This is a genomic window from Algibacter ulvanivorans (genome assembly GCF_048381495.1).
Lineage (GTDB): Bacteria > Bacteroidota > Bacteroidia > Flavobacteriales > Flavobacteriaceae > Algibacter_B > Algibacter_B ulvanivorans.
In genome coordinates this window covers 979,386-996,005 of record NZ_JBLWGD010000001.1, presented here as the reverse complement: position 1 = coordinate 996,005, position 16,620 = coordinate 979,386, and the positions used below count along the sequence as shown (strand labels likewise).

Genomic DNA, 16,620 nt, shown 5'->3' with positions numbered 1-16,620 from the left:
TTAATAGAATTAGTTATTCTTCTTTAAGTTTTACCTCTATAATTCCTGTAAATGTAGTGTTGTTTTTAATATTCATTTCTTTTATCTGAATAGAATCTTTAATAACGCTAACACTTTCAATACGTTCTGGATTAATGGCTTCGACATCTTGTTTTGTAGAAGTTTCTCCATTTACAAAATACGCTATGGTGTCTTTAACTTTATTTGGCTCGGGTATTTTTTCAACTTTAGGCAATTTTAAATCATTAATATCATTCCAATGCACCTTTTGTTGTACAAGACCTTTGTCTAATTCTAAAATACCGGGGTTAGATCGTACTACTGTTTTCAAGGCTTTCTCATCGCATAAATACCAGTTAAAATTAATATTATAAGCTTCGTTTATGCGTTGTTTAGTACTTTCGCCAGAGGCTGTTAACCCTATAATTTGATAATTATTTTTTCTTGCGCGTTCTTGTAGTGCTTTTAACTTTAATGCGCCTGCTTGTTCGATACTTTCTAAACTATAAGATACTACAACTATTAAGTTTTCTTGTTCTAGAAAATGTGTTGTTAAATCTTCGTCGTTACTTTCTATAGAAAAATCGACTACTGGTGGCGTATAGCCTTCTTGTATAACTTTAGTTTCTACACTAACAAAATCGCCATTAACTGCTGGGTAAGCCCCATTGGTTTTAATAATTTTTTCTTCGCCATTAACCTTAAACTTCCAGCTATATTCTTGTATTGGTTTTGGGGCGCTTTCTGGAACTTGCATTCCTTCTTTTATATTTTTCCCTATAGCATAAGCTCTAAAATCTATAGATGGCAAATGCATTAACACATGATAACCAAACCATAAACTAACTATAAAACCTAACAATGCTAAAACCGTGGTTTGTAACTTTCCGAATACGGGTTTTATATGCTTTACTCCTACAAAAAGAATGACTATAAAAATTAACAACACCACATCTTTACCAAAAGATTCCCAAGGGTCTAGTTTTAAAAAGTCTCCAAAACATCCGCAATCTTTTACTTTTTCGAAATAGGCCGCATAAAAGGTTAAAAAAGTAAAAAACACAATCATTCCTAACAAACTCCAAACCGTAAACTTAGGCTTGTAACCAATAAGTAAAAACACACCCAAAACAACCTCGAAAACCACAACAAACACCGATATAATTAAAGCATAAGGCTCTAAAAACGAAATATTTAATACATCTGGACTAAAGTATTCTTGTAATTTATACGAAAACCCGAGTGGATCGTTAAGTTTTATAAACCCCGAAAAAATAAATAATACGCCTACAAGAACTCTGCTTATTGCTACTAATGCTTTCATAATTACCTTTACTTACTTTTGTTTAAAAGAATCATAGCAAAAATGGCATAATTAATCATATCTTGATAATTGGCATCAATACCTTCGCTAACCAATGTTTCTCCTTTATTATCTTCTATTTGTTTCACTCTTAAAAGCTTTTGCAAAATTAAATCGGTTAAGCTAGTTACCCGCATATCGCGCCACGCTTCGCCATAATCGTGATTTTTGTTTTCCATAAGTTGCTTGGTAACTGCTACTTTTTCTGTGTATAATTTTGTAGCCTCTTCCGTAGACATGTCTGGCTGCTGTACAACTCCTTTTTCTAACTGTATAAGTGCCATAACACAATAGTTAATAATACCTATAAACTCGCTTTCCTGCCCTTCATCTACCTTCTGAACTTCGTTTTCCTGTAGCCCTCTAATACGTTGCGCTTTTATAAATATTTGATCGGTTAATGAAGGCAACCTCAATATTCGCCATGCACTTCCATAATCACTCATTTTCTTAATAAATAAACTTTTGCACGTATCTATTACTGCATCATATTGTTTTGAAGTATCTTGCATTTATAAATTGTATTTTGCGTAAATTTCGCATAAATAATTAAAACCTTCAAGGTTTATGGTTTAAAGTTTTAAACCATATACCAACACCATACAAAACTGTTTAAATGACAATTAATTGCAAAGGCAAACTTATTAATTTATCGTCGCCAAAAGTTATGGGGATTTTAAATATAACTCCAGACTCTTTTTATGATGGTGGCACTTATAAAAATAAAGCCCAAGTTTTAAACCACGTAGAACTTATGCTTAAACAAGGTGCTACTTTTATTGATGTTGGCGCTTATAGCTCTAGACCAAATGCCGACCATGTTAACGAATCGGAAGAGTTAAAACGTATTATTCCAATTATTGAATTGGTTTTAAAAGAGTTTCCAGAAACCTTACTCTCTATTGATACCTTTAGAAGTCAAGTTGCTAAACAATGTATAGCTGCTGGCGCTTGTTTAATTAACGATATTTCTGCCGGATTACTAGACAAAAATATGTTACAAACCATTGCTAACTTACATGTGCCTTATATTATGATGCACATGCGAGGTACTCCAAAAACCATGCAACAACAAACAAACTACAGTAATTTAGTAAAAGATATTTTATTTTATTTTTCTGAAAGAATAGCTGCTGCCAAAGCTTTAGGCATTGTCGATATGATTATTGACCCAGGATTTGGATTTGCTAAAAACTTAGAACAAAATTTTGAATTATTAAACAAACTTGAATTATTTAAAACTATAGAAAACCCTATGCTTATTGGTATTTCTAGAAAATCGATGATTTACAAGACACTAAACACATCTGCACAGGAGGCCCTAAACGGCACATCGGTTTTAAATACTGTTGCTCTACAAAAAGGCGCCTCTATTTTAAGAGTGCATGATGTAAAAGAAGCTGTTGAGTGTATTAAGTTAATTGAATCTTTAAATCGATAATACAATATGAAATACTTCATTTTAGCTTTTACCATACTTTTTATATTTTCTTGCAGAAATAAAAAAATATTACAATTACCAGAAGTAAGCAAATCTGAAATTACGGATATAAAAGACCTCTCCCATGCTTATTTATTTTATGATGAAACCCAAACGGATAGTGTTGAATTAAACAGGAAAAACCTAATAAGCACCACAAATTGGTTAATTAATGTTGATAAGCGGCTAACCTTAAAACAGGCTATACCACATATAAAATACTTACAAAGTAAAAAGGCAAATTCGAGTCACAAAAACAAAAACGCTAAAAATTACTTTACTTGTAATGATACTCTTATAAACAACTTAGGCTTTATGGAGTTTACAAATATAAGTTACCATATTGAAGATGAGCCAGATTATTTTAAACACAATAAAAAACAACAATTAATAGGTACTATTTATGTAAATACATTAAATGATATACACCTTAGCTTAATTGAAGAAGGCCATAGCCAAATTGAAGCTCCGTTTGGCATTTCTAACTTAAATAAAAAATTAAAAGAATTAAATTCTGAATTCGAATTACCTGTATTTATTAACTTTAACTCAAATATATCGTTTCAAGATTATATTACAGTAAAATCTCATTTATCAAAATTAAATTGGAAATACATAACAATATCTGAAAACGAATTTATTTCTAATTAACCTTATTTTCTTAAATTTACCAAAACCCATCACCATTGGACATTTTTAAAGACCTTTTAAAATTTACTGCAGTAGATGTTATAGATGTAATATTAGTAGCCTTATTACTTTACTATGTTTATAGGCTTATAAAAGGTACCGTAGCTATAAACATTTTTATAGGCATCATAATTATTTATGGTGCTTGGATGCTTACCGATTTTTTAAACATGGAACTGCTTACCAGTATATTTGGTGGCTTTATGAAGGTTGGTATTATTGCTTTAATAGTGGTTTTTCAGCCAGAAATCAGGAAATTTTTACTCATGGTTGGATCGACAAATATTGGCGGACGTCGTAAATTTTTCCAACAAATAAACTTTTTAAAAACAGAAAGTAATGATGAAACCGATGTAGACGCTATAATCTCTGCCTGTAATAAAATGAGTATGTCTAAAACTGGGGCACTTATTGTTTTTGAGCGTAACAACAATTTAGATTTCTTAACTCAATCGGGCGACGAAATGAATATTAAAGTTACGCAACCCATTATAGAAAGTATTTTTTTTAAAAATAGCCCACTACATGACGGCGCTATAATAGTTAGCGATAATATTGTAAAAGCAACTCGTGTAATTTTGCCAGTTAATAATGAGAAAAATATTCCGCAACGTTTTGGTTTACGACACAGAGCCGCTATTGGTGTAACCGAAAAAACCGATGCCTTAGCGTTGGTTGTTAGCGAAGAAACTGGACATATTTCTTACTTTAAAGATGGAGAATTTGTTGTTTTTGAAGACTCTAGCGAGCTAAACACTATAATTAAAGCCGATTTAGCATAATGGTTTGCAGGAACTGTAATAAAGCAGCAACACCACAAAACATATTCTGTTCTTATTGCGGTGAAAAAATAATTTTTAATAGACTAACTGTAAAATCTTTTATTTTAAGCTTTATAAACGATTTTTTAAGTATAGATAACAAACTAATAAACACCTTTATCTCCTTATTTACAAATCCCGAAAAAGTAATAAATGGTTATATAAATGGCTTTAGAAAAATATATGTTAATGCCATACCATACCTTGGGTTAACATTAACATTAATTGGGTTACAATTTTTTATATTAAAACAATTCTACCCAGAATTATTAAATATTTCGTTAGTAAAAGAAACTCAAGATGGAAGGTTTAGTCTAGAAACTTTAATGAAATACATTTATGATTACCAAGGTTTAATAACCATAATTTCTATACCTCTTTATGCCTTAATTTCTAGGTTTGTATTTATAGATTCGAAAAAATACAATACTGCAGAACATTTTGTTATTGTTTCTTATGCTTCTGCTCAACTCTATTTCGTATCGTTTTTTATTGTTATTGTATCATTACCTTTTGGCGTAAATTACAATAATCTTTCAACTTACTTATCTATACCCATGCTTTTCTATATGGTATATCTATACAAAAGACTTTATAGTATTACTGTAATTTCAAGTTTCTTTCGAGGCTTATCATACTCTATATTATCAATACTAGCGGTAACTATATTTTCTGCAGCAGTAACAGTTATTTATTTAATAATAAGCTATTTTTAATTTTTTATTACGCTACTTCTTCTTGTAAAAATTGTACTTCGTATAAGTTTCTATAAAATCCGTTTTCCTTTTTAAGCAACTCGTTATGTGTGCCTTGTTCTACAATTTTACCAGCATCCATAACAATAATCTTATCGGCTTTCTTTATGGTTGCCAAACGGTGTGCTATAACAATAGATGTTCTACCCTTAGTAATTTTATCGGTTGCATTTTGAATGAGTTGCTCAGAATACGAATCGACAGATGATGTTGCTTCATCTAGCACCAAAATACTTGGGTTTGTTACATAAGCACGTAAAAAAGAAATTAATTGACGCTGGCCAGAAGACAACATAATACCACGTTCTTTTACATTATAATGATAGCCATTAGGTAAGGACATTATAAAATCATGAATTCCTATATCTTTAGCGGCTTTTTGTACTTGCGCTTCGGTTATTTCCGGATGCTCTAGTGTAATGTTATTTAAAATAGTATCTGCAAATAAAAACACATCTTGCAAAACTACAGCGATTTGAGCTCTTAATGATGCTAAAGTTACATCTTTAATATTTGTATCGTCAATTAAAATTACACCATCGCCAATTTCATAAAAACGATTTAGCAAATTAATAATTGTAGATTTTCCTGCTCCTGTTGCACCAACTATAGCAACGGTTTCGCCTGCATTCACACTAAAGGAAATTCCTTTAAGAACCGCTTCATCTTCTACATAGCTAAAATAAACATTATCAAACTTAATACGGCCTTTAAACGAATCTGGAACTTGAGTACCAAAATCATCAATTTGAGATGTAGTATCAATGACTTTAAATACACGTGTTGCAGCAACCATACCCATTTGTAAGGTATTAAATTTATCGGCTATTTGCCTTAAAGGTCTAAATAACATAGGTACAAACATGATAAAGGCAACCAAATCGCCTTGCGATACTGCACTATTTTGCAACACTACATTTAAACCACCATACCAAGCCACTAGACCAATGGTTATAGATGACGATAAATCGGCCAACGGAAAAAATATAGAATTATACCAAACTGTTTTTACCCAACCTTTTTTATGGCGTTCGTTAATGGCTTTAAAGTTATTATACTCTACAGTTTCGCGCGTAAAGAGTTGTAAAATTTTCATACCCGTTAGGCGCTCTTGCACAAAACTATTTAAGTTAGAAACCTCTGTTCTTACCTCTTCAAAAGCTTTTTTCATATATTTTTGAAATATACGTGTAGCATAAAGCAGCAATGGCATCATAATAAAAACAATTAAGCTTAATTTAAAATTAAGAAATACCATTACCCCAAAAACTACAGCCATAGTTAATAGGTCTTTAAAAATCATAAATAAACCTTGTCCAAAAATATCGGCAATACGCTCCATATCTGTTACAGCACGTGTTATTAAAACACCTACCGACGAGTTATCGTAATACTTCATTTTAAAACGCAGTAAATGGTCAAACAATTTTACACGTACATCTTTAACCAAGTTTTGTCCTAGCCAGGCTGCATAGTAAATAAACAACAACTGAAAAACAGTTTGCAAAATTAAAACTGCAAACATTAAAATTATGTAATACAAAAAATCTTTTTCAATTTTATTTGTAATACTATCATCAATAGCATATTTGGTTATATATGGTGTTGCTGCACTAAAAACAGCCAATAAAACCACCAGTAAAATAAGGCTAAAAAACACACCTTTATAGGGTTTTATATACTCAAAGAGGCGCTTAAAAAGTTTAAAATCAAATATGCTTTCTTTTGCTTTACTCATTTACAATTTTATATTGTTTGGGTATTCAATATCGGTTAAATATAATCCATGAGCCGGAACCGAAAAACCAGCTTCACTCCTATTTTTAGATTTTATAATATCGTGTAATGCTTCAACCGTAATTTTACCTAAACCAATATTAATCATGGTTCCTACAATGGCGCGTACCATATTTCTTAAAAAACGATTAGCCTTAATTTCAAATTTTAGCTCGTCTCCATCAACAATCCATTCGGCCTTCATAATATCACAATAATACGTCTTTACATCGGTTTGCGACTTAGAAAAACATTGAAAATCTTTATAGTCTAATAAAATTTTCGAAGCCTTATTCATTTTCTCGACATCCAAAGGTTGTTTTACGGCATAACTACTCTCGAAAGTAAATACATTTTTTTTTACAGCCACACGGTAAACATAAGCTCTGCTTACAGCATGAAACCGCGCATGCACATCGGGTTTTACTTTAAAAATATCTCGAATTGCAATATCTACAGGTAAAAAAGAATTAAGTTTAAAAATTAAATTTGGTATATTAAAAACAATATTGGTATCAAAATGCGCAAACATTTGTGTAGCATGAACGCCAGCATCAGTTCGTCCTGCCCCCATAATAGCCATTGTTTCTCCCAAAATAGTTGTTAAACCCGACTCTACAACCTCTTGAACAGTTATAGCATTTGGCTGATTTTGCCACCCATGATAAGCTTTCCCATTATAAGAAAGTTCTATAAAATATCGCAATACCTTTGTTTTATAAAACCACAAAGATAACTAGATTTAAATTCTCTAAAAAAGTAAGCATCTTAATTATATATTAAATTATGTTTTAATTTGGGCGTTACCACAAGGGTCGGGCTTTCAGCAGTCGCTCCCTCCTAAGGTCGGGGAGCTTCAACAAATGCTTCAATCCCTAACGCTCCATACGTCAATTATCACGTTAGTTAACAATTAAAATCCAACCATAGTAAATAGCTAAACACGACAGAAAAAATATTCCAACATAAGTAAGAAACTGTAATCCTTTTTTAGGTTTATCTTCAATTAAAACATCATTACTCATTACATTTTTTAAATTCATATAACCTACTATTGGAGCTAAAACAAACGATGTAGCGGTTGCTATAGCCAAAATTAATCCCATATTAGCTTTTAAAGTATACAACACAACAATACTAACTATTGCTATAATTATTATACCAAAAGCGTAATGCTTTTTTTCAGAATACGCATTTTGTTTCCTAAGTAATAACCTAATAATATCTATACCAACTCTAGAAACCGCATCATGTTGGGTTAAACAAGTGCTATACATTGTTGCAAAAGCAGATACTGCAATAAACACATAAGCCCAATTACCAATATGTGTAGTAAAAAGACTTACAACTTGATCTGCAAATGTTACTGCATTACTACTTAACTCTGTACCAGAACCATAAAGCGTCATACAACCAATAACTAAAAAGAAAATTGCAAGTAAAGCTGTTAAAATGTACCCCGTATTAAACTCCTGCAAAGCTTCCTTTAAAGGCGGTTTACTCTTATCCGTTTTATATTTTTCAACACTCCATAAACTTAACCAGCTACTAGCTTCAACCGCTGTAGGCATCCAGCCTATTAATGTAATTAGAAATAAAACACCTAACGCATCAAAAAAATTAGGAGGCTCAAAGTTTACTATTGGAGGTATTGGTCCTGCTTTAATTACAAGCATGATAGTTACTAATAATGCTATAAACAAAATTGGTATTAAAAATTTTAAAGTAACCTCTAATAATTTATACTTACCTACAATTAAAATAATACTATTAAGTGTAAACAAGCAAACCGCAATGCTAGCAAGAGACAGGCTTTTAATTTCAAAAAGATTTATAAAAAGCCCTGCCGTTACAGCACATAATGCTGCTGGTGTTGCAATGTTTGTTATTAATGTAATAAAAGCATATAGCCACAAATAACCCCTACCTCTATTATTATATCCTTCTATAATACTTTTTCCTGTTGCATTTGTATACCTAATACCAAACTCGAAAAAAGGATATTTTAAAACATTAGCCAAAATAATTGGAATAACCATAAACCAACCATATTGAGCTCCAGCCTTTGTAGATAATACTAAATGCGATGTGCCAATAGCCATACTAGCAAATAATAATCCAGGACCAAGGTTTTTAAGAAACCTTTTAAATTTTAACATAGCAGAAATCATTTATTTCTTTATTAATAAGTATAGCAATTTCGTTATTTATTTACACACTATCAAATATGCAACTCTTATGTAACTTTATAACATTTTTAAATAAATATAAATAACTTTACAACGTTACTTATAACACTTATACATGACCAAAATATTACTCTTATCTGATACACATAGCTATATCGATAATGACATTTTAAAGTATGTTAAACAAGCCGATGAAGTTTGGCATGCAGGCGACATAGGCGATTTAAAAGTTACAGATGCCATTAAAGCTTTAAAACCACTACGTGCTGTTTATGGTAATATTGACGACTCGCAAGTACGACTAGAATTTCCTGAACACAACCGTTTTATGTGCGAAGGTGTAGATGTTTGGATTACACACATTGGCGGCTACCCTCCAAAATACAATTTACGCGTTAGCCAAACCATTAAAGTAAACCCTCCTAAATTATTTATTTGTGGGCATTCTCATATTTTAAAAGTTATGCCAGACAAAAAACTAAACCTAATACACATGAATCCTGGTGCGGTTGGCAAACATGGGTTCCATAAGGTTAGAACAATGTTACGCTTTACCATTGATGGCAAAAAAATTGACAATTTAGAAGTTATAGAATTTAGCAAAAAATAAACGAATAAACTCCAAAACCTAAATACTTAAAAAAGAACACAATTTCGCTTTATTAATTGTAGTTTTGCGCCATAAAAACAGTATAGATTATTATTTATGAGTCAAGTAAAAGAAAACGACACAGTAAGAGTACATTACACAGGAAAATTAGGAAACGGGCAAGTTTTTGATAGTTCTTTAGAGCGCGAACCACTTGAGGTAACTTTAGGGCAAGGTATGCTTATTCCTGGTTTTGAGAAAGGTATTATTTCTATGGAAGTAAACGAAAAGAAAACCATTAATATTCCAGTTGCCGAAGCTTATGGTGAGGTAAGAAAAGAATTATTTTACGACGTTAAAAAAGAACAATTACCACAAGATATGGCTCCAGAAGTAGGCATGGGATTAGCCTCTAAAGACGAAAATGGTAGAGAAGTACAGTTTCGTATAGCTGAAGTAAAAGAAGACCATATTATTGTTGACGCCAATCACCCATTAGCTGGACACGATTTAACTTTCGATTTAGAGTTAGTAGAAATAAAATAGTTTCTAGCTTTAAAAATATAGAAGCTTAGATTATATCTAGGCTTTTTTTACATAAAATTTTAAACATAAAAAACCCAAAGTTTACACTTTGGGTTTTTACGCACTAATACTACTAAGATATAAGGTTTTAACGCAACCTATCAACAGATTTTACAAGCTCTTCATCCTTTTTGATGGCCTTATTAGCTAATGCTAATAACACGATAGAAACAATAGGGAGAAGCATCCCAATACCTTTCTCAGAAACCGCCGTCTCTCCAGATATATTTAGTGATTGATACACGAAAAATCCTAATAAAATAAAGTTTAATATGATGTTAAGTCGCCCCATAACAAATTGAGACTTCCTATTTTTATACATAAATATAGATATTAACGATAATATAGCCGAGCCAAAAAACAATCCTAAATAAAGCAAATCATCCTTTGCAAATACGCTTATCCCTTTATCTGTAATCCATAAATGGAATACAAAAATTAACCCCGCAGATACGCCGGCAGCCAATAAAAGGTATATAGATTGAATACGTTGTAACATCTTTTTTTATAACTAGAACGCAAAAATAGCAGAATAAATGTAAAAAAATAAAATAAAGTTGTATTATTGCAGTAATAATTCACAACAGCCGCAAATACAAGCGGTTAATTCTTCAAGGTTTTAAAAAAATCATTTTCAGAATAACTCAAGTTAGTATTCAAATAAAATATCCAATTAAACATAAATGTTTGAAATTTCACAATTAAAAGAAAAAAAACTTACTGATTTACAGGAGATTGCAAAAAAACTGAATATCCCTAAGTACCGTTCAATGAAAAAATTAGATTTAGTTTACCAAATACTAGATCAACAAGCTGCCGACCCAAAAGCAATAAAAGCTGTAGTCCCAGAGACTAATACCGAACCAAAGGCAACCGAAAAACCTGCTAGAAAACCTAGACAGCGTGTAAAAAAACCTGTTAAAAACGAGCAAACCCCAAGTAACGACAAAGCTACAGACAAGAAACCTGAAGCTAAAACCGAAACCAAACCAGCTCCAAAAACAGAACCTCAACAAAACAAAGAAGAAAAAAAGCCTGTACACAAACCAAACCCAAGGCCTCAAAACGACAACAATAAAAAACCAAACCCAAGAAATAATAACCAAAACAAAAATCAGCATAAAAACCAAAAAAATGGTAATGTTGATCGAGGTAACAAAGACAATAGAAACCGCTACCGCGAGCCAGATTACGAGTTCGATGCCATTATAGAAAGCGAAGGTGTTTTAGATATCATGCAAGATGGCTATGGTTTTTTACGTTCATCAGATTACAATTATTTATCATCGCCAGACGATATTTATGTATCGCAATCGCAAATACGCTTATTTGGCTTAAAAGTTGGAGATACCGTATTAGGTAATGTAAGACCACCAAAAGAAGGCGAAAAATATTTCCCTTTAATAAAAGTTAGAAAAATTAATGGACAAAACCCAAATGTAGTAAGAGATCGCGTATCTTTCGAGCATTTAACACCATTATTTCCGCAAGAAAAATTCAACATCGCAGAACGTCAAAGCACAATTTCTACGCGAATTATGGATTTATTTGCACCTATTGGTAAAGGCCAACGTGGTATGATTGTATCGCAGCCAAAAACAGGTAAAACCATGCTACTAAAGGATGTTGCAAATGCCATAGCAGCAAACCATCCTGAAGTTTATCAAATGATTTTATTAATTGACGAACGCCCAGAAGAGGTAACCGATATGCAACGTAATGTTCGAGGAGAAGTTATCGCTTCTACCTTTGACAAAGAAGCTCACGAACATGTAAAAATTGCAAATATCGTTCTTGAAAAAGCAAAACGTTTAGTAGAATGTGGCCACGATGTAGTCATCCTATTAGATTCTATTACGCGTTTAGCAAGAGCTTACAACTCGGTACAACCAGCATCAGGAAAAATATTAAGTGGTGGTGTAGATGCTAATGCATTACATAAACCAAAACGATTTTTTGGTGCAGCTCGAAATATAGAAAATGGTGGCTCATTAACTATAATTGCAACAGCGCTTACAGAAACAGGCTCTAAAATGGACGAAGTTATTTTCGAAGAGTTTAAAGGAACTGGTAATATGGAACTTCAGTTAGACAGAAAAATATCTAACCGTAGAATTTTCCCAGCCATAGACCTTACATCGTCAAGCACACGCCGCGACGATATTTTATTAGACGAGGCAACCGTACAACGTATGTGGGTAATGCGTAAATACCTTGCCGACATGAACCCTGTCGAGGCTATGGAATTTATAAACGATCGTTTCAAACAAACTAAAAATAACGAAGAATTTTTAATATCAATGAATGGTTAATTTTACCATTCCCGTGTAGACGGCAAACTAAATATAACTAACTCAAAACTAGAAAAAGCCTTAGCAATTATGTTAAGGCTTTTTTGTATTTAAAATTTTGGCGTTACCCAAGGGTCGGGCTTTCAGCAGTCGCTCCCTCCTACCGTCGGGGAGCTTCAACAAATGCTTCAATCCCTAACGCAACATCACAACATTAATTAAAATATAATGCAATAAAAAAAGCCTTGGCAAAAAATATCGCAAAGGCTTTAAATTTTATAAGAGATATGTAGTTTACCACTACATATCTCTTATAATTAAAACTAATAATTATTTAAAAGATCTCTATACTCCTTTAAATCGGCAATATTACCCTTATTGTTTAAGTTTTTCATAAGAGAAATAACATACTTAAGACTTTCAATAGGCTCAACCTCATCATTAACAACAACATCTTCACTTTCATCAATTGGCTCATCATCAAGCACAGGAATCATAAAAGACTCTGTTTCTTCAATATGTTCATAAGTCAATCTTAGCACTTTCACAACTAAAGGAATTTGCTCCTCTAAAGCATATGTTCTTAATTCCTTAATATCATCAATCAATGTATCTGTATTAATTCCAGTTTCATCAAGGTTGTTAAGAATTTTATCTATTAATTTTATTGCCTTTTTATTTTCCAAAAGAGTTATATTAAATGGTTAAGTAATAATTGCAAATTTATATTTTTAAAGTGTAATCTTATTAAAAAAAATCACAAAAAAAGCTTCTCATTTCTGAGAAGCTTAAATATTTTAAACTTTAAATATTATTAAAGAGCAGCAACATGCTTAGCTAAACCAGATTTTAAGTTAGCAGCTTTGTTAGCATGAATTACATTTTTCTTAGCTAACTTATCTAGCATAGATACTACTGAAGGAAACAACTTCTCAGCTTCTTTCTTATCAGTTAACTCACGCAATTTTTTAATTGCATTACGAGTTGTTTTGTGCTGATACTTATTAGTTAAGCGCTTAGCTTCGTTGCTTCTAATTCTTTTTAATGCTGACTTATGATTTGCCATTTTTGTTCTTTTCTTAATATTTTAATTGTAGCCCGTAGGGGAATCGAACCCCTCTTACCAGGATGAAAACCTGGCGTCCTAGCCGATAGACGAACGGGCCATTTTATTTTGAGAGCGCAAATATAAAAACTATTTTTTTAACTTGCAATACTTTTCAAAAAACTTACAACGTTTCCATTGCGGATGCAAAAATACAACTATTTTTAAATGTTGCAAGAAGTAAATAATATTTTTTTAAAAAAATTTACAACCACCTCATTTTCAAGCCCCATTTAATAAGCTTTTGCAAATAATACTCTACGTTTAGACGGGTTTCCTGTATAAACACATTTACCTGCTTCTACTTTTCCTTCTAAAGGAATACATCTAATTGTTGCTTTAGTTAACGCTTTTATCTTTTCTTCAGTTTCATTAGTACCGTCCCAGTGCGCCGAAATAAATCCTGTTTTATTTTCTAACACATTTTTAAAATCTTCAAAGGTATCTACTTCGGTAATATGTTCGTTTCTAAAATCTAAGGCTTTATTAAATAAGGTTTCTTGAATTTCTTTTAATAAAGCTTCAACCTTTCCTGTTAAACCATCTAAAGCTACTACTTCTTTGGTTAAATTATCTCGCCTAGCTAACTCTACGGTGCCGTTTTCTAAATCTCTTGCTCCAATAGCTATTCTTAAAGGTACACCTTGCAATTCATGCTGAGCAAATTTAGCACCTGGCCTTAATGTATCTCTTTTGTCAAATGTAACACTTATGTTTTTACTTCTAAGACTCTTTATAATACCATCTACTACTTCAGAAATAGCATTAAACTGCTCTTCATTCTTATATATAGGTACAATAACCACTTGGTTAGGTGCTAAATTTGGAGGCAACACTAAACCTTTATCATCGCTATGCGTCATAATTAACGCCCCCATTAATCGTGTAGAAACACCCCAAGAAGTTGCCCAAACATAATCTTGTTTGCCTTCTTTATTAGCATACTTTACATCGAATGCCTTAGCAAAATTCTGACCTAAAAAATGTGACGTCCCTGCCTGTAGAGCTTTTCCGTCTTGCATTAATGCTTCAATACAAAAAGTTTCTACTGCACCTGCAAAACGTTCGCTTTCGGTTTTTAAACCTTGTACAACCGGAATTGCCATAAAATTTTCAACAAATGTAGCATATACATTATTCATTTGTTTAGCTTCATCTATAGCTTCTGTTTCTGTTGCATGTGCCGTATGCCCTTCTTGCCATAAAAATTCGGCTGTACGCAAAAATAAACGTGTACGCATTTCCCAACGTACCACATTAGCCCACTGGTTTACTAAAATAGGTAAGTCTCTATACGATTGTATCCATCCTCTATAAGTATTCCATATTATAGCTTCGCTTGTTGGCCTTACTATAAGCTCTTCTTCTAACTTAGCTTCAGGATCTACGCGTAATTTTCCAGCTTTATCTGGATCGTTTTGCAACCTATAATGTGTAACAATAGCACACTCTTTAGCAAAACCTTCGGCATTTTTTTCTTCGGCTTCAAACAAACTTTTGGGAACAAAAAGCGGAAAATATGCGTTTTGATGACCCGTTTCTTTAAACATTCTATCTAATTCTGCTTGCATTTTCTCCCAAATTGCATAACCATAAGGCTTGATTACCATACATCCTCTTACCGCCGAATTCTCAGCCAAGTCTGCTTTAACAACCAATTCGTTATACCATTTTGAATAATCTTCTGCTCTACTAGTAAGTTTTTTGCTCATATCTGTGTTTTGGCATAAATATTGTAACTACTTTAAATATAAAAATAGTTTAGCAAAACTAACTATTTTTGTTATGTTCAACAATAAAATTATAGAGATATGCAATTTAACAACTACTTAAAAGAAAAAGTGCCATTTGTAGCCCTACTTGGTTTACTATTTGGCTTAGTTTCTTGTGGCTCTTACCAATATGTTGGTATGGATAGCGATGGGATATATGGTGATGAACCGCAGCCTCAATACCACGAAACAGTTGTTAAAACACCTAATAACAATAATAGTAATTACTATAAAAACTATTTTAAAACAAAATCTATAGAATCTGAAAACATTTATGCTGGTGATGAAATTTTTACCGATATAGATGCTTACGAAAGCGATAATTACATCGAAAATGACTCAATACAAAACAACTACCAAGGCTATGCCGGATGGGGGCAAGACAGCAACAATATAACCATTAACTATATAGATAACGGCTGGAACAATTGGGGCTGGAACAATTGGGGTTGGAATGCAGGCTTTGGCTATGGTTACGGGTGGAACAACTGGAACCGTTGGAATAACTGGGGCTTTGGCGGTTACTATAATGGCTGGAATAATTGGGGCTATGGCGGAATTTACAATCCATTTTGGTGTCCTCCTTATTATGGTGGTTATTACGGCGGAATTGCATTTTATAATGGCTGGGGCTATAACAGAGGCTACTATAATAGAGGTTATTACAACAGAAACTTTTACAATAGAAACCACTACAATAGACGGGCAGTTTCATATAATAATAGTAGACGCAATAGCTACGCTAGTAACTCGAGAAGCACTAACAGTAACCTAAGTAGACGTAGCTCTGTTAACTCAAGTAGAGCAACATCAAAATATAACACATCTAGAAGAGGGAGTGTAAACAACACATCTACAGTAAATAGAAGAACCTACAATTCTAATGGTACGCGTACATCTTCTGGTGTTACAAGACGATCAACAATAACAAGAACGCCATCTACAAATTCTACGGCCAGATCTTCATCCTCAACAGCAAGAAGAAGCTCAAGCACAGTTTATAGACAACCAACAAGAAGCAGCTCTAATTCAAGCTCTGCAAGAAGATCATCATCTAACAACAACAGAAGCTATGCACCTAGCAGAAGCTCATCTCGATCTAGCTCTGCAACTAGATCATCTAGCAGCAGCCGAAGTTCTGGAAGTAGTTCAAGATCTTCTTCTAGTGGCGGAAGAAGACGTTAATCTTAAAATTTTATAAAAA

General features: G+C 32.6%; 17 protein-coding genes and 1 tRNA gene. 8 read left to right on the top strand and 10 right to left on the bottom strand.

The annotated features are described in order from the left end of the window. Positions 1 to 13 precede the first annotated feature (13 nt). The gene (locus tag ACNG5D_RS04605; RefSeq protein ID WP_418182316.1) at positions 14 to 1,324 is read right to left on the bottom strand and encodes a BT_3928 family protein; all 1,311 of its coding nucleotides are present in this window, start codon (positions 1,322 to 1,324) and stop codon (positions 14 to 16) included. Positions 1,325 to 1,332: 8 nt separating this feature from the next. Then, positions 1,333 to 1,875, bottom strand: a complete 543-nt coding sequence (locus ACNG5D_RS04600; RefSeq protein WP_418182315.1) for a DUF1599 domain-containing protein — start codon at positions 1,873 to 1,875, stop codon at positions 1,333 to 1,335. 104 nt (positions 1,876 to 1,979) lie between these two features. Here ACNG5D_RS04600 and folP point away from each other — a divergent pair, with 104 nt between their 5' ends. Genes folP through ACNG5D_RS04580 form a run of 4 tightly spaced genes read left to right on the top strand, consistent with a single transcriptional unit; the run spans position 1,980 to position 5,070 of the window. Further along, on the top strand, positions 1,980 to 2,804 hold the full coding sequence (gene folP, locus ACNG5D_RS04595; RefSeq protein WP_418182314.1) for a dihydropteroate synthase: 825 nt from the start codon (positions 1,980 to 1,982) through the stop codon (positions 2,802 to 2,804). Positions 2,805 to 2,810: 6 nt separating this feature from the next. Then, positions 2,811 to 3,494 (top strand): hypothetical protein, encoded by a 684-nt coding sequence (locus ACNG5D_RS04590; protein WP_418182313.1) that lies wholly within the window; start codon positions 2,811 to 2,813, stop codon positions 3,492 to 3,494. Positions 3,495 to 3,529: 35 nt separating this feature from the next. Next, entirely contained in the window at positions 3,530 to 4,315 is a 786-nt protein-coding gene (gene cdaA, locus ACNG5D_RS04585; RefSeq protein WP_418182312.1) for a diadenylate cyclase CdaA, read from the top strand. Next, positions 4,315 to 5,070, top strand: coding sequence for a DUF3667 domain-containing protein (locus ACNG5D_RS04580; protein WP_418182311.1), 756 nt, complete (start codon positions 4,315 to 4,317; stop codon positions 5,068 to 5,070). Before cdaA ends, ACNG5D_RS04580 begins: the two co-directional genes overlap by 1 nt. 7 nt (positions 5,071 to 5,077) lie before the next feature. On the opposite strand, the gene ACNG5D_RS04575 is transcribed toward ACNG5D_RS04580, so the two are convergent. The 3 genes from ACNG5D_RS04575 to ACNG5D_RS04565 all read right to left on the bottom strand — a co-directional run bounded on the left by ACNG5D_RS04575 (position 5,078) and on the right by ACNG5D_RS04565 (position 9,044). Further along, positions 5,078 to 6,847, bottom strand: a complete 1,770-nt coding sequence (locus ACNG5D_RS04575; RefSeq protein ID WP_418182310.1) for an ABC transporter ATP-binding protein — start codon at positions 6,845 to 6,847, stop codon at positions 5,078 to 5,080. Beyond that, complete coding sequence (gene truA / locus ACNG5D_RS04570; protein WP_418182309.1) at positions 6,848 to 7,591, bottom strand: tRNA pseudouridine(38-40) synthase TruA; 744 nt, start codon at positions 7,589 to 7,591, stop codon at positions 6,848 to 6,850. It abuts the gene before it with no gap. Positions 7,592 to 7,787: 196 nt separating this feature from the next. Beyond that, positions 7,788 to 9,044 carry an Nramp family divalent metal transporter gene (locus ACNG5D_RS04565; RefSeq protein ID WP_418182308.1) on the bottom strand — a complete coding sequence of 419 codons (1,257 nt, stop codon included), beginning with the start codon at positions 9,042 to 9,044 and terminating at the stop codon, positions 7,788 to 7,790. 145 nt (positions 9,045 to 9,189) lie between these two features. Between ACNG5D_RS04565 and ACNG5D_RS04560 the strand changes: the two genes are divergently transcribed. Beyond that, complete coding sequence (locus tag ACNG5D_RS04560; RefSeq protein ID WP_418182307.1) at positions 9,190 to 9,684, top strand: metallophosphoesterase family protein; 495 nt, start codon at positions 9,190 to 9,192, stop codon at positions 9,682 to 9,684. 96 nt (positions 9,685 to 9,780) lie between these two features. Continuing rightward, positions 9,781 to 10,209 carry an FKBP-type peptidyl-prolyl cis-trans isomerase gene (locus ACNG5D_RS04555; protein WP_418182306.1) on the top strand — a complete coding sequence of 143 codons (429 nt, stop codon included), beginning with the start codon at positions 9,781 to 9,783 and terminating at the stop codon, positions 10,207 to 10,209. A gap of 127 nt (positions 10,210 to 10,336) precedes the next feature. Here ACNG5D_RS04555 and ACNG5D_RS04550 read toward each other — a convergent pair whose 3' ends face one another. After that, the gene (locus tag ACNG5D_RS04550) at positions 10,337 to 10,747 is read right to left on the bottom strand and encodes a DUF4293 domain-containing protein (protein ID WP_418182305.1); all 411 of its coding nucleotides are present in this window, start codon (positions 10,745 to 10,747) and stop codon (positions 10,337 to 10,339) included. A gap of 184 nt (positions 10,748 to 10,931) precedes the next feature. Here ACNG5D_RS04550 and rho point away from each other — a divergent pair, with 184 nt between their 5' ends. Further along, a complete protein-coding gene (gene rho / locus ACNG5D_RS04545; RefSeq protein ID WP_418182304.1) occupies positions 10,932 to 12,560 on the top strand; it encodes a transcription termination factor Rho in 1,629 nt (542 codons plus the stop codon). Positions 12,561 to 12,862: 302 nt separating this feature from the next. Here rho and ACNG5D_RS04540 read toward each other — a convergent pair whose 3' ends face one another. The 4 genes from ACNG5D_RS04540 to proS form a co-directional block, all read right to left on the bottom strand. After that, the gene (locus ACNG5D_RS04540) at positions 12,863 to 13,225 is read right to left on the bottom strand and encodes a hypothetical protein (RefSeq protein WP_418182303.1); all 363 of its coding nucleotides are present in this window, start codon (positions 13,223 to 13,225) and stop codon (positions 12,863 to 12,865) included. 128 nt (positions 13,226 to 13,353) lie between these two features. Further along, a complete protein-coding gene (gene rpsT, locus ACNG5D_RS04535) occupies positions 13,354 to 13,605 on the bottom strand; it encodes a 30S ribosomal protein S20 (protein ID WP_418182302.1) in 252 nt (83 codons plus the stop codon). A gap of 28 nt (positions 13,606 to 13,633) precedes the next feature. After that, positions 13,634 to 13,705 (bottom strand) — tRNA-Glu (locus ACNG5D_RS04530). Between the two features lie 172 nt (positions 13,706 to 13,877). Then, positions 13,878 to 15,356, bottom strand: coding sequence for a proline--tRNA ligase (gene proS / locus ACNG5D_RS04525; protein WP_418182301.1), 1,479 nt, complete (start codon positions 15,354 to 15,356; stop codon positions 13,878 to 13,880). Positions 15,357 to 15,455: 99 nt separating this feature from the next. Here proS and ACNG5D_RS04520 point away from each other — a divergent pair, with 99 nt between their 5' ends. Next, a complete protein-coding gene (locus ACNG5D_RS04520; RefSeq protein WP_418182300.1) occupies positions 15,456 to 16,601 on the top strand; it encodes a hypothetical protein in 1,146 nt (381 codons plus the stop codon). Positions 16,602 to 16,620 lie beyond the last annotated feature (19 nt).

Coding starts and splice junctions, on each gene's coding strand:
- ACNG5D_RS04590 (WP_418182313.1), top strand. CDS start 2,811: ATGAAATACTTCATTTTAGCTTTTACCATACTTTTTATATTTTCTTGC.
- ACNG5D_RS04565 (WP_418182308.1), bottom strand. CDS start 9,044: ATGTTAAAATTTAAAAGGTTTCTTAAAAACCTTGGTCCTGGATTATTA.
- ACNG5D_RS04550 (WP_418182305.1), bottom strand. CDS start 10,747: ATGTTACAACGTATTCAATCTATATACCTTTTATTGGCTGCCGGCGTA.
- folP (WP_418182314.1), top strand. CDS start 1,980: ATGACAATTAATTGCAAAGGCAAACTTATTAATTTATCGTCGCCAAAA.
- rho (WP_418182304.1), top strand. CDS start 10,932: ATGTTTGAAATTTCACAATTAAAAGAAAAAAAACTTACTGATTTACAG.
- ACNG5D_RS04580 (WP_418182311.1), top strand. CDS start 4,315: ATGGTTTGCAGGAACTGTAATAAAGCAGCAACACCACAAAACATATTC.
- ACNG5D_RS04575 (WP_418182310.1), bottom strand. CDS start 6,847: ATGAGTAAAGCAAAAGAAAGCATATTTGATTTTAAACTTTTTAAGCGC.
- ACNG5D_RS04560 (WP_418182307.1), top strand. CDS start 9,190: ATGACCAAAATATTACTCTTATCTGATACACATAGCTATATCGATAAT.
- ACNG5D_RS04520 (WP_418182300.1), top strand. CDS start 15,456: ATGCAATTTAACAACTACTTAAAAGAAAAAGTGCCATTTGTAGCCCTA.
- proS (WP_418182301.1), bottom strand. CDS start 15,356: ATGAGCAAAAAACTTACTAGTAGAGCAGAAGATTATTCAAAATGGTAT.
- ACNG5D_RS04600 (WP_418182315.1), bottom strand. CDS start 1,875: ATGCAAGATACTTCAAAACAATATGATGCAGTAATAGATACGTGCAAA.
- rpsT (WP_418182302.1), bottom strand. CDS start 13,605: ATGGCAAATCATAAGTCAGCATTAAAAAGAATTAGAAGCAACGAAGCT.
- ACNG5D_RS04605 (WP_418182316.1), bottom strand. CDS start 1,324: ATGAAAGCATTAGTAGCAATAAGCAGAGTTCTTGTAGGCGTATTATTT.
- ACNG5D_RS04555 (WP_418182306.1), top strand. CDS start 9,781: ATGAGTCAAGTAAAAGAAAACGACACAGTAAGAGTACATTACACAGGA.